We start from the raw sequence: 21,935 nt of genomic DNA on the forward strand, positions 1-21,935 counted from the left end.
AAAAATAGTCAGAATTCAGGGGTTTACAGAACGCACCCAATCGCTATAATCGTCGCCCACACGCCGGTATAGCTCAGTTGGTAGAGCAACTGACTTGTAATCAGTAGGTCCCGGGTTCGACTCCTGGTGCCGGCACCATACAAAACAAAGCCCTCGCAGAAATGCGGGGGCTTTGTTGTTTCTGGGGTGTTCACTTTTCGTCCAAACCCTGAAAAACCTGTGGGAGCGAGCTTGCTCGCGATGAGGCGCCAAACCCACCGACAATCTTTCGGCCAAGACAACGGGGTGCGTTTCCTAGACCAGCTCAACCAAACAACATCTTTTGCCAGTGATCCTCACCCACAATGGCAATCGAAGCACCCGCCTCCCGCAGTTCCACTGCCTTCATGATCTTCGTTCCGTAGGTGCTGTGGCGCCACTGTTCATTACCCACGCTGCCGACCACTAGGTAATGCACCTTCTTACTCACCCCGCCCCCAATCAAACCGCCACGCTCCTCGACCAATGCCTGGCAATCTTTGCGCGGCCCAAAAGCCATGACGCCTGTAAATACAAACATTCGGCCATCCCATAGCAAATCAGGGGCTGGGGAGTTGAATGGAAGGTCAGTAGGAGTAACGGCGGCAACTCCGCCGATCTGCGATCTATCAACGCCTACGCCAGAAAAACCATGCAGGATGTTAAGCAGCTCAAGAGACTCGTCCTGGTCCAGAATATCGTCCTGAAGCATGCACGCCAAACGCGAATACAGCAGGTTGATCACCGGATCGTTCAGATGCGCCAGATTGCTTTCCAACCATTGCTTCAGGAAAACCGCTTCGGTGGTATTCACAACACCATCTGCCGCAATCCCTGCCGCCAGCCCGACCAATGCATCAGCAGCGCGTCGATCGATGCGGGCACGATGGAAGAATTTACTGTTTTCGAATTCATTGTGTAGGTCCATTACGAGCTTTCCTTGGATGGTGTGGCTCGGAAGCGGCAATGTCATAAAGCTAGCACTCCGCCACACAGCTGCAAGCTCGCTCTGCCCGACCTTACCTCGTACCGTTGATCACAGATGCGTTAATCCCGGACACACAATTTAACCCGGCCAGCATCGCGCCACGCTTTTCCCCCATCCAATCGCCCGCTACTCTCTGAACGTCGCTGCCTATTCAGCGACCGGGCCTGAGAACCCGAGTAAGATGCAGGCGCTACAGCGCCCGAACCACGTTTTGCGGCGTTTTTTTACGTCCGCATTCCGTGCAATGGCGGCTGTGCGTGGGAGACCTTCGGGTCTGCCGGGTTCCTGTATCTCCGGTTTCTCAGCCTGCGCACAGCTGCCACCCATTCGCCTGAGAACGAACGTGGCAGCTCTCATTTGATATGGGAGTTTATCGATGCACGCCATGGATCTGCTGCAATCTCGCTTTATCGCTTTGCTAGTCGCCGTCCGCCGCCAATTGGCAAAAGGAGGTGCGCAATGACCCATCCCAAAGACCTCAAAACCCCAGGCCTAACCCCCTTCTGCTACCACTCCGACCGCCCGCTATTCCGTGTCAACAGCGGCATCCCCATCGGCGAAGCCCTGTCCCACGCCTCTGACCTGCTCCACGTTGCCAAGGTCCTGGCCGAGGACGCGGCGATGATCCGCAGTACGGACCGGTATGCCTGGGCGTCGTGTTATTTGCAGGATATGAGCAAGGCCGTCATCGATGACGTGGTGAAGGTGCTGGAGGCGCCAGGGAGCAATCCGAATTAAGGGCCGCCGCTGCAATGCTGCTCCGAGCGGGCAGCATTGAATTTTTTATTTACAGGAGCGGATTAAAGAAGGGCTGCTTCAGCCCAGCGGGAGCAAGTTCCCTCGCCACAGGAAGCAAATTCCTACGAGATTTTCAGAAGCAGAGTTTCAGGTAGTGTGATCAGTCCCTTTCCCACTCTGGGATGCCCGTCATAAGATGCTTGAAATGTCCGCCATTAAGGACATACTTGGGGCTCACTCGGAAAAAGTCCGTTATGGTGGACATCGTGCTTATTCTCAATCCCTCAGCTCTCGGCGAAAGAATGCGTGCGCTACGCCGTGCAAAAGGCTACAGCCAACAGCGTCTTGCTGAAAAAGCCCACTGCAACCGCAAGACAATCATCGACCTCGAAGCCGGTGAAAACGTGGCCATATACACCCTGTTTCGGGTCGTGTCGGCATTGGGGATGGCACTGGAAGTCGTCGATAAACGCATCGATCTCAAATCCCTAGCGGATCTGGTGGAACATGATGAGTAGGGTCAAGCTGCTCAATGTCATGACACCACAAGGCTATAGCGGAGACTTGTCCAAAGGTTCGCAACTCTCGTTTGCTTATGCCAGTGCCGAGGCGCCTCGGGAGGTTTCGCTGGTCATGCCCTATGACCCTACGCCTTCAGTCAGCAGTGTCCTTCATCCGATATTTGACATGAATGTGCCTGAGGGTTTTCTGGTGGACCAGATCAAGCGTCGGATGGCTAGGCATATGCAGGTCGACGATATGCGCCTGTTGTCGGTAATAGGCGGCAATCAAATCGGGCGACTCAGCTATATAAATCCTGTCGAGGCTTCGGTGCCTGTTCGTGCTCAGGTCGGACTGCAGGACATTCTGTCGGCGGACATTTCACAAAGCGTTTTTGATTTTCTGGTCGATACGTATTTCGAGTCAGGTATTTCGGGTGTGCAGCCCAAGGTACTCGTACCTGACTTGGACAAGCTGACGGGTGATCGAAAAACTATGCTCAGCTCCGATCTGATCGTTAAATCCGGTGCCGATGAGTATGCCCATTTGGCGCAAAACGAATTCCTTTGCCTGGAGGCGGCTCGCCTGGCAGGTCTTGAAACGCCGCCATTCTGGCTCTCGGAAAACGGCGAGTTGTTTGTTATGGAAAGGTTCGACCTGACCCCTTCCGGACGGCTGGGGTTCGAAGACATGGCGGTGTTGCTCGGCCTGCACAAAGACCCCCACGACAATTACAAATACTCCCAAAGCTACGAAATCCTTGCCGCAGTAGTGGAACAGGTATGCCGTCATGCTGAACCGGTTCGCGAGTTGGAGCGCTTTTTTTCCTCGGTGTGCCTCTCGGTCATGGTGCGCAACGGCGACGCCCATCTAAAAAACTTTGGTGTTATCTATACGCATCCGGACGCGCCGGAAAGCGTGCGGTTGGCGCCGGTTTTTGATGTCACCACCACCACGGTTTATGAACACTACAACCCCAAGTCTGGCCGCTCGCTGGTAGATCGCACATTGGCGATCAAGATGAACAAGGTAAAAAATTATCCTGATCGCAAGCAATTGATCGAGTTCGGTCGTAAGCATTGCAAAGTTGATAAGCCCGCTTTGATCATCGAACGAATCGCCGATGCGATGAGCCAGGCGCTGGCGAGCAGCGGGTATCGAGTTGATGGAGGGTTGCTGGAGGGTATGCGAGGAGAGTGGGACGCGGGTCGGTTTGCCGCACTTTATGACTCGGCACCGTTGCGGTTCAGGGGGAATCCATTGGCGCAAAAATGAACTCGACTTATGTTCGCAAGGACCTTGAGCCTGCCGGCCCCCGTGGCGAGGGCGCCTGCTCCCGCTCGGAGGCGAAGCCGCCGTAAAACCGATGCGTGCGGTAGAGCTGATAAAACGAACGAGCTACCTGTATCGCAGCCCAGCGGGAGCAAGCTCCTCGCCACGGGTTTGCGGCGTATTCATCTAATCAATTCCCCCGCCGATAGCTTCGGATAAGAGCATCGCCTGACCCAAGGCTCGGCTGGCACTCGACTACACTTTCCCAGAATTCCCCGCTCCAGGAGCAGTAGGCAATGAAGATCCGCACCAAGGTCATAGGCTCGGGGTTGGTCAGTCTTTCTTTTGCGCTTTTGCTCGGCGGTATCGGGCTGTGGGGTTATCACTCCATGACCGAGGCCCTGGTGCAGAACGAGACCAGTATTTCGGCCATGCGCAAGCACATGGAGGCGGACATGATGCATGACGCCATTCGTGCCGATGTGCTGGCCGCGCTGCTGGTGAAGCCGGGGGATGCCCAGGGGGCCAAAGAGGTGCTGGAGGCGTTCGATGAGCATACGCAGCGGATGCGCAAGGTCATCGCCGAAAACGCCGAGGCGAAGTTGCCGGGGGATGTCGCCAAGGCGATTGGCGAGCTCAAGCCACAGGTCGAAACCTACATCGATAAAGCCAAGCAAGTGATCGGCAAGGCGCTGAATGGCGCCCAGGATGGCCAGGCGTTGCGGGCGGAGTTCGACGGGGCGTTTTCGGCGTTGGAGGAGCGCAACGAGGCGGTGAGCGAGCTGATCGAAAACCAGGCGCAGTCATCGCGCGAGCATCAGGACCACAGCATTCACACCTCGGAGCGCTGGCTGATCGCGACGTTGCTGGCCACCTGCGTGGCGCTGGCGCTGTTGTCGTGGAGTCTGCTCAAGGCGGTGCTGACGCCGCTGAACAAGATCATCCTCAATACCCAGGCGATTTCCCAAGGGGATTTGCAGCGCTCGATGGGGGCTCAGAGCAAGGATGAACTGGGTCAGTTGCAAGGCGTGATCGAGCAAATGCAGACCAATCTGCGGCAGATGATCGCCACCATCCGCAACCAGAGCGATGAATTACACGGCACGTCCCAGAATTTGGGCGATACGGCGCGGCAGATTGTGTCCAGCGCCGATCAGCAGGCCCAAAGCGCGACCAGCATGGCGGCGAGCATGGAGCAGATGATGGCGAACATCAGCCAGATCCATCAGCACGCCGACAGCGCCCGGACGATTTCGGCGCAGTCCGAACATTTGGCGAGCAGCGGCGGCCAAGTGATTCTCGGGGTGGTAGAAGGCATGAACCGGATCGCCGAGGTGGTCAACCAGTCGTCCAGCAAGATCACGGCGCTGGACGCCTCGTCTGAAGACATTCACTCCATCATCCAGGTGATCAAGAGCATCGCCGAACAGACCAACTTGCTGGCCCTCAACGCCGCCATCGAAGCGGCCCGCGCCGGTGAGGCGGGTCGCGGTTTTGCGGTAGTGGCCGACGAAGTGCGCAACCTGGCGGCGCGCACGACGCAGTCCACCCAGGAAATCACCGCGATGATCGAGCGCATCCAGTCCAGCGCACGGGACGCGGTGGCGAACATGCAGGCGTGCGTCAGCCGCGTGGACGAAGGCGTCAACCTGGCCCAGCAGGCAGGGGTCTCCATCAGCGAAATCCGCACCGGCGCCCGGCATGCGGCCGAAGTGGTGGAGGAGATTTCCCAGACGATTGCCGAGCAATCCAAAGCCAGTGACGAGATGGCCCAGCGAGTGGAGTCGATTGCCGAGCAATCCCGTGAGAACACCCGCTCGATTCACAACCTGACGCAAACGGCGGATCAATTGAACGATGCGGCGGGATCGATGCAGGCTTCGGTGCAGCAGTTCAAGATTTGATCAGTCGACACTTTTGTGGCCAGGGAGCTGGCTCCCGCTGGGCTGCACAGCAGCCGCCAGTTTCAATAATCGTCAATTATTGAAAATTATGGCTGGGCAATAATTATTGCCCAGCCATAAAACGCGATAAAAAGCCCTGGCTCACACCTGACTCACCTCAAACACAAACGAAATCTCCCGCTTCTGGGCGCTCCAGACGTATCGAATATGCTTGCCCTGCACCGGAATCGACACCGCCGGGGGGCGAAACGCGGCCACGCATTCATGGCCGGGCAGGCGGACGCTGTTGTACAGCAGCCCCCAAGACAAGGTTTCCCGCAGCTGTCGGGCGAACACCTGGGATGGGCCGTAGGCCGTAGGGTCCGGATTGTGGAGGTGGGGGTAGTCGTGGCGGATGTCGTGCAGGGGTTTGACGACCTTGTTGACGTAGGTGCGCATGGTCAATTCCAGGTCTGGCTCGTTCGTCGCCCCGAGAAATCGTGTCTGGTGGTAGCAAGTTTCGGCAATGGCGGCTTCCTGGCTGCTGGCGGCGTAGTAGACGCCGAAGGTGCCGTCGCTGAAGCGGCTGCTTTTGCCGATGTGGGTAAACGCCGCCATCACCGGCGAGGAGCCGGGCCCGGAAACGCGGTCCTCGGGGCGGACCCGGGACAGCACGCCGGCTTGTTCCATCAGCCGGTCATTGGTCAGCGCCTCCAGGGCGTAAGCCGTGGGCAGGTCTTCAGGGTCGAGTACGTCTTCAAACAGCGAAATCGGGGGGAAGCTGCTGTTGACGATCCGATAGGCCCGTTTCCATTGCGGGTCCGTCAGTGGTGGCACCATCAGCCGCGCACTCCGTCGAGGTATCGCCGCACATCAGCGATGTCCACCACCCGCCCGGTCAACATGTAGGACAGCGCCGACTGGCCGTTGAACGGTGCCGCGGTATTGGGGCTGCTGACCCAATGATAGGCCCGGTCCCGGCTGTTGCTGAAGATGATGCTCAGCGCCTTGTGAATACCCATGAGGTAGGAAATGCGCTCGAGCGTATCGCGAGGTAGCTTCACGTTTTCCGGCAATTGTTTGTATTTGTAGAAAGTCGTATTTCCCACCTTGCCCAGCAATGTGCGTTGCTGCTCGATGCTGCAGCCCCAGAGCGCCATGAGATTGAAGAAAAACTTCAACGCGACTCGACCCGCGTCCGGGGAGTCCAATTGTTGCTGTGCGTTGAGGGTGATGGAGGAAGTCGCCATGGGTTTGGGCTCCTTTTTAGCGGGGTGGTGCCTAGAGGATAGTACACATATGGATTATTTTTAAGTTTTTATTCGCATGCGTACGTCACCAATACCCTATTTGAACAATTCGGAATGACTCCCCAAGTCAACAAACGTAACCAGGTTCGGGCGCGAATGCTCATAAATCAAAAGGAAGTCACCGCCAATATGGCACTCTCGAAATCCAACCCAGTTACCCGTCAAGGCATGATCCATGTATTCGCTCGGTAGCTGATCACCCAAAAAAAGCATGACCATCACACGACGCACTTCATTCATATCGCGTCGCCCTGCCCGCTTGTAACGCTCCCAGGACTTTTTGAATTCAGACGTATAAGCGCATTGCTTCGGCAATTCAGCGCGTTTTTGCTTTTCTCCCGGTTTCGCCATCAGCCTCTCTCAGCATGTCGTCTATCGAGTTGAATCGTTGACGGATATCCCGTGCCTCAAGCATGGCCCGGGCGGTCTTGTCCGACGGCACTCGCACCTCGAATGGAAGTCCCTGAGTCTCAACAACCTGGCGCAGGAAAAGACGCATCGCGTCGCTAACACTCAATCCGCAAGCGTTCAAAACCTCGGTGGCACGGGCCTTCAAGTCCTCATCAATGCGGCAACGCACGTCGGTGGTTTTTAATAATGCACCCATGAAATAAACCTCATCATTAATTTTGTAGCTACATTAGCGCTACCTCAAGAAACATTGTGGTGGGGCTGCCGCCATGGGTCAACGTCAGGTGGATAAGCGGCCTGCATGGATAAGGGCAGGTTTGGCAACGTCTGCATTAAGGGTGTATTTCAACCTGAGTTTCCAAGGACGGATATCAGAGCGATCAGCCATGAGACTGGGAATGCTCCGAGACACATGCAGGACTTTTCGCAAGACCGCCCCATATGCCCCGTTAACGGGTCTTGGTCAGCATCGACTGGGCAAAATCCCCAAATCCCGCATAAGCTCCAACCATCGCCAGCCAGCGCTTTTCGGCACAAAATCGCGACAAGCGTGGCAAGGTGCATGATGATAGCCAGCATGACCACCTGGCCCGGCCCAGGTGCACAACAATAGCGAGCCCACTTAAGCAGAGGGCATTACCTCATGGATAGCAGAACCCTACGCAACCTTATGCGTATCGTGCAGACCGGCTCGTTGTCGGCAGCGGCCGAGCATTCGTGCCTCACGGTGCAGGCGTTGGCGGCGCAGTTGAACAAGGTCGAGGAGCAGTTCGGTTTCCGGTTGTTCCGGCGTTCGAACAAGGGCCTGACGTTGACGAGCCAGGGCACGGAACTGACCCCCTTCATGGATCAGGTGCTGGTTGCCACCCGGCAATTGGAAGAAAAAGTCGCGGCGCTCAAGACGCCGCGACAGCGCACGCTCAGAGTGGCGCTCAATACCACCCTGCCGGCGGAGTTCAACCGGCGGATGATTGATCGGTTGATCGCCGTGTTCCCCCAATATCAATTGGAATTCAGCTACGCCGAGTCGATGGAGAACCTGAGCAAGCTCAGGAACGAAGATTTTGACCTGGCGATCCTTATCGGGCAGCAACCGGGCGGCTTTACCAGCATCACTATGCCGGATGTGCAGGTGCAGGTGGTTGGCGCCCATTGTGGCGACGAAGACGATTCCCTTGGCCTGCTGGGTGGCAAGTTTCAGGTGCGTCCGGCAGAAGAATGTCCGTATTCCCACAGTTTCCTGCGCTTTCTCGACGCTGGCCTGGGCGAATACGGGTCGAGCCAGCGGATGGTGTATTCCTGCAGTGAAACGCTGACGTTGTCGCTGATCACCCAGCTCGATGGCTTGGGACTGGTGTCCCGGGAGGCAGCGTTGCGCAACGGCCTGGCGATTTTCCCGGACTTCGAGGATTTCCTTGAGGTCCGCCTGGCCGTGAATAATCCGGAGCTGTCTGGCCAGGCGCTGCATGATGTGGTGGACCTGACGCTACAGCAACGAACCGAGCGCTATGTACGCCGCCGTGCCCAGCGCCACACTGAGAAACAGGTTGCGGCTGAAATACGCACATAACAGCGTCGGAATCGCGGCATAAAACTCAGGGCGATCGAGCTGTATCTGCTGGTCCTTGATCAACAACGGGGTCAGGCTGATGGCAGCGACGATCGCCACTGGCAGGTATTCCAGGGCACGGGCGACGAAGGGCGGCCAGTGGTCGGTATTGATCTGCAGCGGCAGGGCCCGCGGCAGGAAGGTCACCGCCATCATCAGGACCACGACCAGAATCAGGAACGTTTGGTCAGGCATACGCCCACCCCGCAGCCAACGAACGTGGCAATGAAGACATTGAACGGCGAGCTGCCCAGCAGGCTCAGCCCGCCCATGCAGAGGACAGCCGCCAGGGCTGCGATCAGTTTGTTACGGGTGTCGCACAACGAAACCAGCACATAGAGCATCATCGCCGTCAGCGCATAGTCGAGCTGGTATTTGATGAGGTGCGCCGCGTATTGCGCGCACACCGCGCCCAGCAAGCCACCGAGCACCCAGGACGTATGGCAGAACAGGTTGAAGCCGACCAGGTAGCGCACGCTCACCGGCGCCCCGCTGCCAAGCTTGACGCTGTGGAAAGCGAATGACTCGTCCGTCAGCCCTGCCGCGTAGCACCAGCGCTCGAAACGACTGAGCCCCAGCGCACGCAGGGCCTTGGCCATGTAGACCGACATCAACATGTGCCGGGCATTGATCAGGAACGTAGTGAGCACGATGGTGGTCAGTGACGCTCCGCTGGAAATCAACGCCAGCGCCGCGAATTGCGAAGCGCCCGCGTAGACGAACAGGCACATCGCCACCGGCAACCACAGGGGCAGCCCGGCGTTGACCGCCATCAGACCGAACACAAACGAAACCGTGAAATAACCCGCTACCACCGGACTGGCTTCAGCAAAGGTACGCGAGGCTTGTGGTTCGACCGCCAGCGGCTGGCTGGAAGTCTTGTTCATAAATCCCTCTCGAAGGTGATTTCACCCCGGGGCTCACAGAACCCCTGGGCGGCCCAGAAACGCTTGCCGGCCAGATTAGCATCGTCGACGAAAAGGAACATGCGCAGCACGCCGACCCGCTTCATGTCCGCCGATGCGGCCTCGACCAGGCGCTGGCCCAGGCCTCTGGTGCGATGCCGCGGGCTGACCGCCAAGTGATTGATCGTGCCACGGGTACCGAGCATGCCGCCGATCACCGCGCCCACTACTTCGCCGCTCGCATCGATGGCCAGGTAGGCGGTGGTGGTTTCCTGTAATAACACACCACGCAAGAATCGGGCGTCCTGCCACTCGCAGAAAGACACTTCGTCGAAACCGCGAAAGAACCGCTCCAGTCGCTCGGCGTCCCGGATCATCGCCCGGCGCAGCAGGACTTGCTGCGTCGGCTCGTCCATGGGTTCGAGCCGTTCAGCGAACAATGTCGAAAGCGGTCCCGGGCCGCGAGAAGGAAATGGCCAGGATCTGCCGGTACGCCATGTCATGGCTATGGGTGTTGCGTGCCGGGGTCACGTAATGACGCATGTCGCGATCCAGGAAAAACGTGGTGTCGAGGATGTCCTCGTAGGTCGTCGCCGCCAGCTGTTCTTCCTGGGCGGTGTACAAGCGGCTTTCCGCACCCGCCACATTCTGGCGGCCCCAGAAGTGCACGCCGCTGAACGGATAGCCGTCGCAGTGAATCCCTTCGGGGGTGATTTCCAGTTGTTTACCCGGCTTGATCTCGATGCGGATCTGATGGATCTGGCACTGCCAGATTTCATCGTGCAGCTCCTGCGGCAGAACGTTCTTGTACACCTCGAAGTCCGTGTCGATCAGGCTGCGCATCACCGGCGAATTGATCACTTCGTTGGAGAAATCCTGGAAGTGCCGCTCCAGTCCGCCGACATAGCTGTTGTTGGCCTTGGACTGAACGTAGGCCCGGTGTTCGAGCTGCTTGAGCTCACGCGTCGTAGGGTTGTATTCGAAGTCGCTGTAGCGGCGAAAACGCATGCCTGACTCGGCCTGGCCGTAGTAACTGTCGGGCTCCATGTTTTCCCAGCTTTTGGTCAGCCGGACAAAATCGCCGAAATGACCGTAGAGGTTGAAGTCCCCACCGCGAACGTTGACGAATTTGTCACGTCTCAGCGCTTCGCCCACTTCCCTGTTCAGAACGATCATTTTTCATAGGTCTCCACTGCATTGAGCGGCCTAATCTAGTAGGTGCAGGATTTACGTCCATGAGAAAGTATTTGAGGCATTTCAAGCGACGCTTGAAACGGTGGGCAGCGTTGCATTAGTACGACTTTTTCTCGGGAAAACAGGTGGTTTCAGTGGCTTTTCTGGCGCTAAAGGCCAAAAAAAACCCGAGTTTGGCGACACAACCCTATTCACTTCAGGCAGGTATGAATCAATTGTGGCGAGGGAGCTTGCTCCCGCTTGAGTGCGCAGCGCTCACCCAAGAAGGGCTGCTGCGCAGCCCAGCGGGAGCAAGCTCCCTCGCCACGGTTTTATACGCTCGTAACCTGATCAGGCATCAGAAGACGCTGATCGGGTAATCCACGAACACCCGCAGCTCATTGCCGCTGACGTTGTACTCGCTGGACTTTTGCGACACCCGCAACACGGAGCTGCGCAACCTGACGCTCAAGTCCTTGGCCGGGCCGTTCTGGACCACGTACTTGAACTGGTTGAAGATCTCGCGCTCGGTACCGCCTTCGCTGGTGGAGGTGGTGATGTTATCGCCACGCACATAAGCGACGTTGTAGGTCAGGCCCGGTACGCCGAAGGTGGTGAAGTCCAGACCGTAGCCCAACTGCCAGCTGCGCTCATCCTCAGCATTGAAGTCGGACCAGTAGGAGTTGGCCAGGTAGATGGTGTTGCCGCCATCCCCCACACGGTTCTGCCCACGCTGATAGCCGCCGTAGGCGTAACCCAGGTTGCTGTCGCCGGTGCTGCGCTGATGGGCGAGCGTGAAGCTGTGCGGGCCGGTGGCGAAGGTGGCGGCCAGGCTCCAGATCTTGTTGTCGTCGCCAGTGACGTTGTTTTCGCGAACGTAGCTGTTGTCCAGCTTGGTGCGATAACCGTTGAAGTCCAGGGTCAGGGATTGATCCTTGGCCAGCGGAAACACGTAGTTGGCGTTCACGTATTGCTTCTTCAGTACGTCCTCGACATCCGAGGCGTAGAGCGAAGCCTTGAACTGCTCGGTGAACTGATAGCTGCCGCCCAAGACGTTGATCGACTTCAGGCCACCGCTGTCACGGCCCTCGGCGCTCTTGCGCGATTCGGCGGTGAAACGGCCGGCATTCAGTTCCAGGCCCTTGATCTCCTTGGAGGTGATCAGCGTGCCGGTGTAGCTTTCCGGCAGCAAGCGCGAGTTGTCATAGCTCAGCACCGGCAGGGCCGGCATCTGGTCACCGTAGGCCAATACAGTATTGGAGACACGGAACTTGACCGCCGCACCGAACTTGGACAAGTCATCGGCCGCGTTGCCGCTGTCACCTTTCTTGAAGAAATCGATGCCTTGCGCACCGCTACGCCCCTTGCCGCCGTCCAGACGCAACGCGTACAGGCCGAAAGCATCTACACCCACGCCCACTGTGCCTTGGGTGAAACCGGACGAGAACGTACCGATGGCCGCCTGGCCCCATTCGGCCTTGTCCTTGTTGCCGTCTTTGTAGTCGCGGTTGATATAAGCGTTGCGCAGCAGCACTTTCAGGCTGCTGTCTTCAACGAACCCCTTTGATTCCGCCTGGTCGTTGGCCATGGCGTGTGTCGTGCTCAAGATCCCCAGTGCGATCAAACTAATGCGCTTGTTCAACATGATTATTTTCCTTGTACGGGTTGATACGCACCGCGGCGAGCAGCCGAAATGGCGCTTTGCGCTCTTTTTCGGACTCTTGCTCCTGAAAATAATGAAAAGGCCCGCCCACGTCTGATCGTGTCGGGCCTTTTTATTATTTAAGAGTCATGGCTGTCAGCCACAGGCGTAGGGCGAATCCTAGTCGCGCCCTCAACGGTGTGTCAATTTCGTGAATTGTCTGTAATTAGGCGAAAAATGTCTAAGAACCGATCAAAACGAACAACCATCCAAACCGCAAGTCGCTGATGGCGCAGCGGCCTGCTCCGGCAGGGTTTGCTTCAGCCATTGGGCGAAGGCCTCGGGCTTGCCCAGCCAGGGGCCGATGTCGATCAGCGTGAACCGGCCGTCCTGCTCCAGGGCCAGGGTTGGGAAGCCCTGGCCGCCGACCTGGGCCAGCAAGGTGCGGCTGGCCTTGATGTGCCCTTGCACATCAGCCGCACGGAACGCCGCCAGGAATGCCTCGGCCGGCAGGCCGACGGAGTGAGCGAGTTCCAGCAGGACGGCGTCGTCCGCGATGCGCCGGCCTTCGACGTAGTGCGCGGTTTGCAAGCGCCCCAGCAGTTCCAGGCCGTGGCCGCCGAGCTGTTCGGCCGCCAGGACGGCGGCGGTCGGCGGCGTCGAATCGAACACCGCGCTGTGGTCTCGCAGCAAGCCTTCGAAATAGGCCTCGCCAAATGGCTGCCCGGAATATTCGGCGATGCGCCGGTCATGGGGCATCACATAATTGCGCAACTGCGGTGAGACCTGCTGGCGATTGGTGCCGGTCATCATGCCGCCGCCATGCAGGGTCACCGGCAATACGCTCCGGGCCGCCTGCACCAGCGGCTTGGCGCCATAGCACCAGCCGCACAGCGGGTCGTAGATGTAATGAAGAGTGGTCATGGAAACTCCGCTAGCCATGAGGGTTCGATGGCAGCAGGTTAGTCTCTGGAGTGCTTTGGAAAAACGCTGGAACGGTTTTCAGTGTGTTTCGTGGATCGGGCGAATGCCCACTTGAATTGAACACCCTCCCACAGGGATTTAAGTGAATTCGACATCCAGCGGGCACAAAAAAAGCGCTGCCATCCCGGCCAGCGCTTTTTATCAATCCGTCGAATTCTATCCTTGCATTACATCCCACAACGCTTCCAGCTCTGCCTCGCTAAACAGGCCAACGGGATAACGCTCAACGATCATCCGGCGCGGATCAGGTTCTCTGATCTGACGCGTTCCGTTGGACTTCAACCACTGCGCCAAGGCTTGAAGCGACTCACCATTAACGGCCAAGGGATGGCATGTGCGCTCGCTTGTCATATTCATTCCAGCGCCCTCTCCTGGTTGATGAGCGGCTAATTTATCCAAGGTTTATGACAAAACAACTCAGCTCCACTCCCCGGAACTGCCACTGATCCGATACAAGAGCTATGCCAATGTAACCGCGCCCCCCATTAACAGACACAAAAAAACCCACGGCCCAATCGGGCCGCGGGCTTGCCGGGATGGATCCAAAATCGCCGAGTTAGAGCCGGCGCAGGCGCTATCAGCAGGCTGTTACATCGCCACTCATTTTACGTATGGCGCGGGTTGCTGTTGGGTAAGGCAATGGATATTCCCGCCGCCCAGTAACAGTTCGCGCCCTGGCACCATGACCACTTCGTGCTCCGGGAACAGGCTCTGCAGAAGCGCCTGGGCCGGGCCATCCAGCGGATCGTCAAAGCTGGGCGCAATGATGCCGCCGTTGACGATCAGGAAGTTCACATAGGAACCGGCCAGTCGCACGCTCGGGTTGCGTTCCTGGGATCCCTCCACCGCATCCACCCCCGCACATTCCTCTTCGGTGGCATACATCGGCCCCGGAATCGGCATTTTGTGCACTGTGAACGGGCGACCCTTGGCATCAGTGCTGTTTTCCAGCACGTCCATCGCCGCATGGCAGCGGGTGTAGTTCGGGTTTTGCGGGTCGTCGGTCCAGGCAAGCAGCACCTCGCCAGGACGCACGTAGCAGCAGAAGTTATCCACATGACCGTCGGTTTCGTCATTGAACAGACCGTCCGGCAGCCAGATGACCTTGTCCACGGCCAATTGTGCGCTGAGTACCGCCTCGATTTCTTCACGGCTCATGTGCGGGTTGCGATTGCGGTTGAGCAGGCATTCCTCGGTGGAGATCACGGTGCCTTCGCCGTCCACATGGATCGACCCGCCCTCGAGCACAAAACCTTCGGTGTGATAACGCGGGCTGCGCTCGATCTCGAGGATCTTGCTGGCCACTTGCGAATCGCGGTTCCACGGCGCATACAGGCCGCCGTCAAAACCGCCCCAGGCGTTGAAATCCCAGTCGACACCGCGCACTTCACCGCGGTCATTGATCACGAATGTAGGACCGGTATCGCGGACCCAGGCATCGTCGCTGGACATTTCCACTAGGCGGATATTAGGCACGTCGAGGCGCGCCCGGGCATTTTCGTATTGGGCCGCAGAGACCGCCACGGTCACCGGTTCAAAACGGGCGATGGCCTTGGCAACCGCGACATGGGCAGCCTGCGCGGGCTTGCCGCCCAGGCGCCAGTTATCCGGGCGCTCGGGCCAGATCATCCAGACCTGGGTCTGGGGCGCCCATTCGGCTGGCATGTGGAAACCATCCGCGCGCGGAGTGCTGTGCAACGTTGTCATGGGTCATCTCCTGGGCGATGGGCAGTGACACCTTTATAGACGATAAATATCGACTAATAAAGTCTAATAACCTAAAAACTACCAGAAGGAAGGCAAAAACATCGACAAAAATCGATTTAAACACGCTAAGCCCCTGTGGGAGCGAGCTTGCTCGCGATAGCGGTGGGTCAGCCATATTAATAGTGGCTTGGACACCGTCATCGCGAGCAAGCTCACTCCCACAGGGGAAACAGCTTCACAGCTTGACGTTCCCGATCGGTTACAGCCCCTCGTCCAATACCTTCGCCAGCATATCGACAAAGAAATCCACACTCTGACGCGTGGTCACCATCGGTGGTTTGATCTTGAGGATGTTCAGATAATCGCCCGTCGGTTGCATGAAGATTCCCAATTCTCGCAGCCGATCGCACAGCGCCATGGTTTCTTCGGTGGCCGGCTCCAAGGTCTCGCGATCACGGATCAGCTCCACGCCCAGGTAGAACCCGGAGCCATGCACCGCACCGACCAATGGATACTGGTCGATTAAGGCCTCCAGTCGAGCCTTGAAATGCCCGCCAACCTCCCGGGCATTTTCCCAGAGGTTGTCTTCTTCCATGACATCCAGCACGGCCATGCCGATCTGGCAACTGACCGGGCTGCCACCGGCCGACGAGAAGAAATACCCCTCGGCTTCCAGCGCTTCGGCGATTTCCCGGCGAGTGATGACGGCTCCCAGCGGCTGGCCGTTGCCCATGCCCTTGGCCATGGTGATGATGTCCGGCACCACGCCTTGCTCTTCGAAGCCCCAGAAAAACTCGCCCATGCGCCCGTAACCGACCTGCACCTCATCGGCGATGCAGACCCCACCGCGCTCGCGCACCATCGCGTAGACCTGCTTCAGGTAGCCAGGCGGCAGTGCGATCCCACCAGCATTGCCGTACACCGGTTCGCAGATGAAACCGGCGAGCTGGCGCTTGCTCTCGGCAATTTTCGCCAGATTGTGCTCGACGCTACGCACGTAGTCCGGCGCACTGTCGGGGCCACGGAACTCGCCGCGATAGGTGTTCGGGGCGGTCACCGGGTGCACCCACTCCGGGCGACTGCTCAGGGCCTGGGGGTTATCGGCAATGGACGTCGACACCGCATCGGCGGCCACCGACCAGCCGTGATAGGCCTCCAGCACACTGAGCATGTCCCGTCCGCCGCTGTAGGCCCAGGCCAGGCGGATCGCCAAGTCGTTGGCCTCGGTGCCGCTGTTGACCAGGAATACCCGGTCCATGTTGGACGGCGACAGCGCCAGCAGGCGCTCGGAAAACTCGGCGATCGCCGCATAGTGGAAACGCGAGTTGGTATTGAGCAGCGACCATTGCCGGGCAGCCACCGTCGCCATGCGTGGATGGCCGTGGCCCAGCACGGCGACGTTGTTGAGCATGTCCAGGTACGAGCGGCCCTGCATGTCGATCAGGTGGTTGCGCCAGCCACGCTCGATGCGCGGCGGATCGACGTAGTAGTGTTTCTGCGAACGGGCGAAGCTCGCATCGCGGCGGGCCAGCAGTGCCTCGGGATCGACGTCTGGCTCGGCATCGCACGCCAGCCCCAGCAGCACCGCCGGCGAAGGGCAAAGCGCCTGCCAGGCCAGGGCCCTGGAGGGCGTGCAGAACAGCGGCGGATTCACCTGGGCGCCCCGGCACAACTGGACCTGCAACGGCCCTGTCACTTCACCCAGCACCTGCCCCTTGACCAGCGCCGCGCCGGAATGCAGCGGCGATGTCACGCCCCACAAGCGCACGCTCAGTTGCGCGCTGTCCAGTTGCAACATGCCGTCGGCGGTCTTGTGCACAACCCCGGCGAACGGTGATTCGAGCGGCGTGCCCTGGGGAACACTCAACGCCACGTGCAACGGATAAGTGTCGGGTTCGACGGCGCTGTCCGGACGGGTGCGAGACAAACGGTACTGCCCGTAGCGGCTGGCGGCCAGGCCGTGAAGCCCGGCGGCTTCATCCAGCAGGCGCTGGTCGATCCCCGGCTGCTCCCAATTGCCAGCCTCGAAATGCGGGCTCAGCACACCCAGGTCAATCAAGGCGAACTCACGCCCTACCAGGGTCGGCAAAAGCGGCGCAAAGCCCTCGCTGGCAATGGCCGGAAGGCTGTGGCCGACGGCGGTGAGAATCGCCGCTTCCATCAGTTCTAAGGGCACCGAGTGGGCGACGCGGAAAATTTCCCACTCATGGGCCAGGTTGTCGCGGCTGTATTGATTATCCGGGTCGATGGAAACCTGCTGTTCACCACTGAGCACCAGCACCGCGGCGCGCGCCACGATCAGCGGCCACAGGGCCAACAGCTCCTGGCGCTGCAAGGGGTTGACCGCATGGTAGGCCTTGATCGCCGGCAAGATGAAGAACGGGTCGCCGTCGGCGTGATGCAGCAGGGCCGCGCACGTCACCGACAAGTCAGTGATGCGCCACGTACGGACCAGGTCGCCGAAATCGATGACGCCCTGCAAGTGCCACTGGCGCTGGGCATCGCGCTGCCAGACCACGTTGTCATCGGTGATGTCCATGTGGATCGCCTGCACCGGCAGGCTGGCCTTGAGCGGCTGCAAGCGCCGCTCGGCCTGTTGCGCGACCTCGGCAACCAGATGGCGCCGCTGTTCATCCTCGATGACAGGCAACAGGTACTCGACCAGGGCCGGGGCGTGGCGTGCGTCCCATTGCAAGGTGCGCTCCAGGCCCGGGTGATCGAATGTCGCCAGGGCCAGGTCCATTTCCGCGCACAGGCGGCCCAGGCCGGTCACCAGCTCGGGCGTCAGGTGCTTGAGCTGCGTGAGGGACTGGCCGTCTATGTACTCCAGCAGTCGCATGTGAACCGCTTGGCCGTCGACGTCCAATGTCAGCAGGTCCTGGCCGTTGGCGGCCGCAATGACCCGCGGCACTTTCACCGCGTCGTGTCCGGCCAACTGCTTGAGGGCGGCGTGTTGGGCCTGGATTTCCTGGACGGCGTAGTCGCCGTGGCAAATTTTCAACACAAAGCGCCCGCGCTCGCTGTCGACGCGGTAGTTGAGGTCCTGGTTGCTGCCAAGGGGTCGCAGGTCACCGCTGAGTCCGTAATTCGAGCGCAGCAGCACCAGCGCTTGCTCGGCGCTGATCTGTGGGCTTGGCAAACTGGCACGGTGAACCAACGTAGCGAATGGCATACAAGGACCCCTGAGGTGGTTTTGTTCGGATGCCTATCTCGCCACTGAGTCGGAGGATAAGCAACCCCCCTGTTCAAAAATATGCACAGCCCTCCTGAGAAGCTATGTCGGGAGGGGGTGTCCATGGGATATTCGCTTGCACCGCCCCCGCCATGCCGACAAGCTATGCTTCTATATTTTCTCGTCCCATGGAAAAAGGCTTAACTGGATGCGCATTCTCATCACTGGCGGTGCTGGCTTCATCGGCTCGGCGCTCATACGGCACCTGATTCTCGATACCGAGCACCAGGTCCTGAACCTCGACAAGCTGACCTACGCTGGCAATCTCGAGTCCCTGAGCAGCATCGATCACGACAGCCGCTACGAATTCGTCCAGGCCGATATTGTCGATCAAGCGACCGTCAGTGCGGTGCTGGCGCGATTCCAGCCTGAGGCCATCATGCACCTGGCGGCCGAGTCCCATGTGGACCGCTCCATCGATGGCCCGGCGGACTTCATCCAGACCAACATTGTGGGCACCTACAGCCTCCTGGAAGCCACCCGAGCCTACTGGCAGGCCCTGGCCGAACCGCAGCAACGCGCGTTTCGCTTCCACCACATCTCCACCGACGAAGTGTATGGCGACTTGCACGGCGTGGATGATCTGTTCACCGAAACCACTGCCTATGCCCCAAGCTCACCGTATTCGGCGAGCAAGGCGGCGTCCGACCACTTGGTCCGCGCCTGGCAACGCACTTACGGCTTGCCCGTGCTGCTGACCAACTGCTCGAACAACTACGGGCCGTTTCATTTCCCCGAAAAATTGATTCCCCTGGTGATTCTCAACGCGCTGGCTGGTAAACCGCTGCCGGTCTACGGCAACGGCCAGCAAGTGCGCGACTGGCTGTTCGTCGAAGACCATGCCCGTGCGCTGCTCAAGGTCGTCACCCAAGGCGCGGTCGGCGAGACGTACAACATTGGCGGGCACAACGAGCAGAAAAACATCGACGTGGTGCGCAGCATCTGCGCGCTGCTCGAAGAACTGGCGCCACGCAAACCAGAGGGCGTCGAGCACTATGCCGACCTGATCAGCTTCGTCCAGGATCGCCCAGGCCATGACCTGCGCTACGCCATCGACGCCAGCAAGATCGAACGGGAATTGGGCTGGACACCTCAAGAAACCTTCGAGACCGGGCTGCGCAAGACCGTGCAGTGGTACCTCGAGAACCTGCTGTGGTGCCAGCGTGTCCAAGACGGCACTTATCAGGGCGAGCGTCTGGGCTCGCTCGACAACAAGGATGCAATTGCATGATGAAGGGTATTGTTCTGGCCGGCGGTTCCGGCACCCGCCTGCACCCGATTACTCTCGGGGTTTCCAAGCAGCTGCTGCCGATTTATGACAAGCCGATGATTTATTACCCGATCTCGGTGCTGATGCTCGCGGGCATCAAGGACATCCTGATCATTTCTACCCCTCAGGACCTGCCGCAATACCGCAACCTGTTGGGCGACGGCCAGCAGTTTGGCGTGCAGTTCAGCTACGCCGAGCAGCCATCGCCCGATGGCTTGGCCCAGGCGTTCCTGATTGGCGAGCAGTTCATCGGCGGCGACCCGGTGTGCCTGATCCTGGGCGACAACATTTTCCACGGACAGTATTTCGGCGAACAACTGCAGACGGCCATCAACCGGCCAAGTGGTGCAACGGTGTTCGGCTACTGGGTCAAGGACCCTGAGCGTTTTGGCGTGATCGATTTCGATTCGCAAGGGCGGGCGATGTCCATCGAAGAAAAACCCACCGCGCCTAAATCCAGCTACGCGGTGACCGGCCTGTACTTCTACGACAACGACGTGATCGAGATCGCCAAGGCCATCAAGCCATCCAAACGCGGCGAATTGGAAATCACCGACGTCAACAATGTGTATCTGCAACGCGGCGACCTGCACGTCGAGCGCTTCGGCCGTGGGTTTGCCTGGCTGGACACCGGCACCCACGACAGCCTGCTGGAAGCCTCGCAGTACGTGCAGACCATCGAACATCGCCAAGGCCTGAAAGTGGCGTGCCTGGAAGAAATTGCCTACCAGCAAGGCTGGGTCAGCCGCGAACATATCCTTGAGCGCGCCCAGTATTTTGGCAAGACCGGCTACGGCCAGTACCTGTTCAAGATCGCCGGAGAAACACGTTGAACGTCATCGCCGCCCGTTTGCCGGACGTCCTGATCATCGAACCGAAAGTCTTCGGTGACGATCGGGGTTTTTTCTACGAAAGCTTCAATGCCCGGGCGTTTGCCGAGGCGACCGGCTGCACCCTGCAGTTCGTCCAGGACAACCATTCACGCTCCACCCGGGGCGTGCTGCGGGGCCTGCACTACCAGATCGAACAGGCCCAGGGAAAACTCGTGCGCGTCACTGCCGGGGAGGTGCTGGATATCGTGGTGGACATTCGCCGCAGTTCGCCGACCTTCGGCCAATGGGCAGGCGTTCGCCTGTCGGCGCAGAACCATCGGCAGTTGTGGGTACCACCAGGATTTGCTCACGGCTTCGTCGTGCTGAGCGAATCGGCGGACTTCCTCTACAAGACCACCGATTACTACGCGCCCTCGGCCGAACGCTGCATTCGCTGGGACGACCCGCAACTGGCCATCGACTGGGAGCTGGAAGGCGCGCCGATCCTCTCGGCCAAGGACCAGAACGGCAAGGCCTTGCACGAGGCAGACCTGTTCCCATGAATACCCCCCTGCGCATCCTGATTATCGGCCAGAATGGCCAGGTTTCCCGGGCGCTTCAATCGCGCCTGAGCGGCATGGGCGAGTTGCTCGTACGCGGCAGCGACCAGCTCGACCTGGCGCAGGCGGATTCCCTGCGCGCGCCCATCGAGGCCCTGAGGCCCGGCCTGATCATCAATGCCGCCGCCCACACAGCCGTCGACCAGGCCGAGAGCGAGCCGGAACAAGCCTTTGCCATCAACGCCACGGCACCGGGCATCCTGGCCCAGGCCGCGGTCGAACTAGGCATACCGTTGATTCACTACTCCACCGACTACGTCTTCGATGGGCTCAAGCCCGCTCCCTACACCGAAGACGACACGCCCAACCCGCTGAGTGTCTACGGGCGCAGTAAACTGGCCGGCGAAAATGCCATCCGCCAGGCTGGCGGCCAGCACCTGATCCTGCGCACCAGTTGGGTCTACTCCACCGAGGGCCGCAACTTCCTGTTGACCATGCAGCGCCTGCTGCAGGAAAAACCGCAACTGCGGGTGGTGGCCGATCAGATTGGCGCACCAACCTGGGCCGGCACCATTGCCGACAGCACCGCCCAACTGATCGAGCGCTGGCAGGCCGGTCAACCCGGAGCCTGGGGCACCTATCACCTGACGGCCCGGGGCGAGACTTCCTGGTTCGGTTTCGCCCAGGCCATCGGCGAAAACCTGCTCGAACGACACAAGCCGTGTGCGCTGCTAGAGCCCATTGCATCCAGCGACTATCCGACGCCGGCCCCTCGGCCGTTGAACTCGCGCCTGGATTGCAGCCGCCTGCTCAAGGAATGGGCGGTGAGCCAACCCGACTGGCGAAACGCGCTGCAACAGTGCCTTGCCGGACAAGCCTGGTAAGGCCTTACAAATAGTATTTGCGAAGCAACTAGGCAT

23 protein-coding genes and 1 tRNA gene are annotated in these 21,935 nt (G+C 59.3%); 10 read left to right on the forward strand and 14 right to left on the reverse strand.

Going from position 1 to position 21,935, the window contains the following annotated elements:
* Positions 1-62 precede the first annotated feature (62 nt).
* A tRNA-Thr gene (locus tag AB4N80_RS03525) sits at positions 63-138 on the forward strand.
* 166 nt (positions 139-304) lie between these two features.
* On the opposite strand, the gene AB4N80_RS03530 is transcribed toward AB4N80_RS03525, so the two are convergent.
* Positions 305-946, reverse strand: a complete 642-nt coding sequence (locus tag AB4N80_RS03530) for a BRCT domain-containing protein (protein WP_460080704.1) — start codon at positions 944-946, stop codon at positions 305-307.
* 519 nt (positions 947-1,465) lie between these two features.
* Between AB4N80_RS03530 and AB4N80_RS03535 the strand changes: the two genes are divergently transcribed.
* The 4 genes from AB4N80_RS03535 (at position 1,466) to AB4N80_RS03550 (ending at position 5,421) form a co-directional block, all read left to right on the forward strand.
* Positions 1,466-1,744: a DUF3077 domain-containing protein gene (locus tag AB4N80_RS03535; protein WP_460080707.1), complete on the forward strand. Its 279-nt coding sequence runs from the start codon at positions 1,466-1,468 to the stop codon at positions 1,742-1,744.
* A 266-nt stretch (positions 1,745-2,010) separates the two neighbouring features.
* A complete protein-coding gene (locus AB4N80_RS03540) occupies positions 2,011-2,262 on the forward strand; it encodes a helix-turn-helix domain-containing protein (protein WP_122565370.1) in 252 nt (83 codons plus the stop codon).
* Complete coding sequence (locus AB4N80_RS03545) at positions 2,255-3,520, forward strand: type II toxin-antitoxin system HipA family toxin (protein WP_122565226.1); 1,266 nt, start codon at positions 2,255-2,257, stop codon at positions 3,518-3,520. The genes AB4N80_RS03540 and AB4N80_RS03545 overlap by 8 nt, the downstream gene beginning before the upstream one ends.
* Positions 3,521-3,813: 293 nt before the next feature.
* A complete protein-coding gene (locus AB4N80_RS03550) occupies positions 3,814-5,421 on the forward strand; it encodes a methyl-accepting chemotaxis protein (protein WP_122565225.1) in 1,608 nt (535 codons plus the stop codon).
* A gap of 141 nt (positions 5,422-5,562) precedes the next feature.
* On the opposite strand, the gene AB4N80_RS03555 is transcribed toward AB4N80_RS03550, so the two are convergent.
* From AB4N80_RS03555 to AB4N80_RS03570, 4 genes are all read right to left on the reverse strand, one after another.
* Entirely contained in the window at positions 5,563-6,240 is a 678-nt protein-coding gene (locus AB4N80_RS03555; RefSeq protein WP_460080710.1) for an RES family NAD+ phosphorylase, read from the reverse strand.
* The gene (locus AB4N80_RS03560) at positions 6,240-6,650 is read right to left on the reverse strand and encodes an MbcA/ParS/Xre antitoxin family protein (RefSeq protein ID WP_354338003.1); all 411 of its coding nucleotides are present in this window, start codon (positions 6,648-6,650) and stop codon (positions 6,240-6,242) included. Before AB4N80_RS03560 ends, AB4N80_RS03555 begins: the two co-directional genes overlap by 1 nt.
* A 96-nt stretch (positions 6,651-6,746) precedes the next feature.
* Positions 6,747-7,061, reverse strand: coding sequence for a type II toxin-antitoxin system YafQ family toxin (locus AB4N80_RS03565; RefSeq protein ID WP_122565222.1), 315 nt, complete (start codon positions 7,059-7,061; stop codon positions 6,747-6,749).
* Entirely contained in the window at positions 7,027-7,317 is a 291-nt protein-coding gene (locus tag AB4N80_RS03570; RefSeq protein WP_122565221.1) for a type II toxin-antitoxin system RelB/DinJ family antitoxin, read from the reverse strand. Before AB4N80_RS03570 ends, AB4N80_RS03565 begins: the two co-directional genes overlap by 35 nt.
* Before the next feature lie 447 nt (positions 7,318-7,764).
* Here AB4N80_RS03570 and AB4N80_RS03575 point away from each other — a divergent pair, with 447 nt between their 5' ends.
* The gene (locus AB4N80_RS03575; RefSeq protein ID WP_122565220.1) at positions 7,765-8,691 is read left to right on the forward strand and encodes a LysR family transcriptional regulator; all 927 of its coding nucleotides are present in this window, start codon (positions 7,765-7,767) and stop codon (positions 8,689-8,691) included.
* On the opposite strand, the gene AB4N80_RS03580 is transcribed toward AB4N80_RS03575, so the two are convergent.
* The 9 genes from AB4N80_RS03580 to AB4N80_RS03620 all read right to left on the reverse strand — a co-directional run bounded on the left by AB4N80_RS03580 (position 8,608) and on the right by AB4N80_RS03620 (position 18,313).
* Positions 8,608-8,925 (reverse strand): AzlD domain-containing protein, encoded by a 318-nt coding sequence (locus AB4N80_RS03580; protein WP_122565219.1) that lies wholly within the window; start codon positions 8,923-8,925, stop codon positions 8,608-8,610. The two genes, AB4N80_RS03575 and AB4N80_RS03580, sit on opposite strands and share 84 nt — an antisense overlap.
* Complete coding sequence (locus AB4N80_RS03585; RefSeq protein WP_122565218.1) at positions 8,904-9,617, reverse strand: AzlC family ABC transporter permease; 714 nt, start codon at positions 9,615-9,617, stop codon at positions 8,904-8,906. The genes AB4N80_RS03580 and AB4N80_RS03585 overlap by 22 nt, the downstream gene beginning before the upstream one ends.
* On the reverse strand, positions 9,614-10,051 hold the full coding sequence (locus tag AB4N80_RS03590; RefSeq protein WP_205929580.1) for a GNAT family N-acetyltransferase: 438 nt from the start codon (positions 10,049-10,051) through the stop codon (positions 9,614-9,616). The genes AB4N80_RS03585 and AB4N80_RS03590 overlap by 4 nt, the downstream gene beginning before the upstream one ends.
* Positions 10,052-10,064: 13 nt before the next feature.
* Positions 10,065-10,811, reverse strand: coding sequence for a 2OG-Fe dioxygenase family protein (locus tag AB4N80_RS03595; protein ID WP_122565217.1), 747 nt, complete (start codon positions 10,809-10,811; stop codon positions 10,065-10,067).
* A 355-nt stretch (positions 10,812-11,166) separates the two neighbouring features.
* The gene (locus AB4N80_RS03600; RefSeq protein WP_122565216.1) at positions 11,167-12,453 is read right to left on the reverse strand and encodes an OprD family porin; all 1,287 of its coding nucleotides are present in this window, start codon (positions 12,451-12,453) and stop codon (positions 11,167-11,169) included.
* Between the two features lie 249 nt (positions 12,454-12,702).
* Positions 12,703-13,374 carry a DsbA family protein gene (locus tag AB4N80_RS03605; protein WP_122565215.1) on the reverse strand — a complete coding sequence of 224 codons (672 nt, stop codon included), beginning with the start codon at positions 13,372-13,374 and terminating at the stop codon, positions 12,703-12,705.
* Positions 13,375-13,590: 216 nt separating this feature from the next.
* Complete coding sequence (locus AB4N80_RS03610) at positions 13,591-13,791, reverse strand: hypothetical protein (protein ID WP_003196752.1); 201 nt, start codon at positions 13,789-13,791, stop codon at positions 13,591-13,593.
* Between the two features lie 243 nt (positions 13,792-14,034).
* Positions 14,035-15,141 (reverse strand): agmatine deiminase, encoded by a 1,107-nt coding sequence (gene aguA / locus AB4N80_RS03615; RefSeq protein ID WP_354337999.1) that lies wholly within the window; start codon positions 15,139-15,141, stop codon positions 14,035-14,037.
* Positions 15,142-15,400: 259 nt separating this feature from the next.
* Positions 15,401-18,313, reverse strand: coding sequence for an aminotransferase (locus AB4N80_RS03620; protein ID WP_460080720.1), 2,913 nt, complete (start codon positions 18,311-18,313; stop codon positions 15,401-15,403).
* Between the two features lie 208 nt (positions 18,314-18,521).
* Here AB4N80_RS03620 and rfbB point away from each other — a divergent pair, with 208 nt between their 5' ends.
* The 4 genes from rfbB to rfbD are packed head-to-tail and all read left to right on the forward strand — an operon-like array spanning position 18,522 to position 21,899.
* Positions 18,522-19,604, forward strand: a complete 1,083-nt coding sequence (rfbB, locus tag AB4N80_RS03625; protein ID WP_460080723.1) for a dTDP-glucose 4,6-dehydratase — start codon at positions 18,522-18,524, stop codon at positions 19,602-19,604.
* Positions 19,601-20,476: a glucose-1-phosphate thymidylyltransferase RfbA gene (gene rfbA, locus AB4N80_RS03630; protein ID WP_460080726.1), complete on the forward strand. Its 876-nt coding sequence runs from the start codon at positions 19,601-19,603 to the stop codon at positions 20,474-20,476. Before rfbB ends, rfbA begins: the two co-directional genes overlap by 4 nt.
* Complete coding sequence (gene rfbC / locus AB4N80_RS03635) at positions 20,473-21,018, forward strand: dTDP-4-dehydrorhamnose 3,5-epimerase (protein ID WP_122565209.1); 546 nt, start codon at positions 20,473-20,475, stop codon at positions 21,016-21,018. Before rfbA ends, rfbC begins: the two co-directional genes overlap by 4 nt.
* Positions 21,015-21,899 (forward strand): dTDP-4-dehydrorhamnose reductase, encoded by an 885-nt coding sequence (gene rfbD / locus AB4N80_RS03640; protein WP_305469241.1) that lies wholly within the window; start codon positions 21,015-21,017, stop codon positions 21,897-21,899. Before rfbC ends, rfbD begins: the two co-directional genes overlap by 4 nt.
* Positions 21,900-21,935: the final 36 nt, after the last annotated feature.

The organism is Pseudomonas sp. H3_A02, from assembly GCF_054671965.1.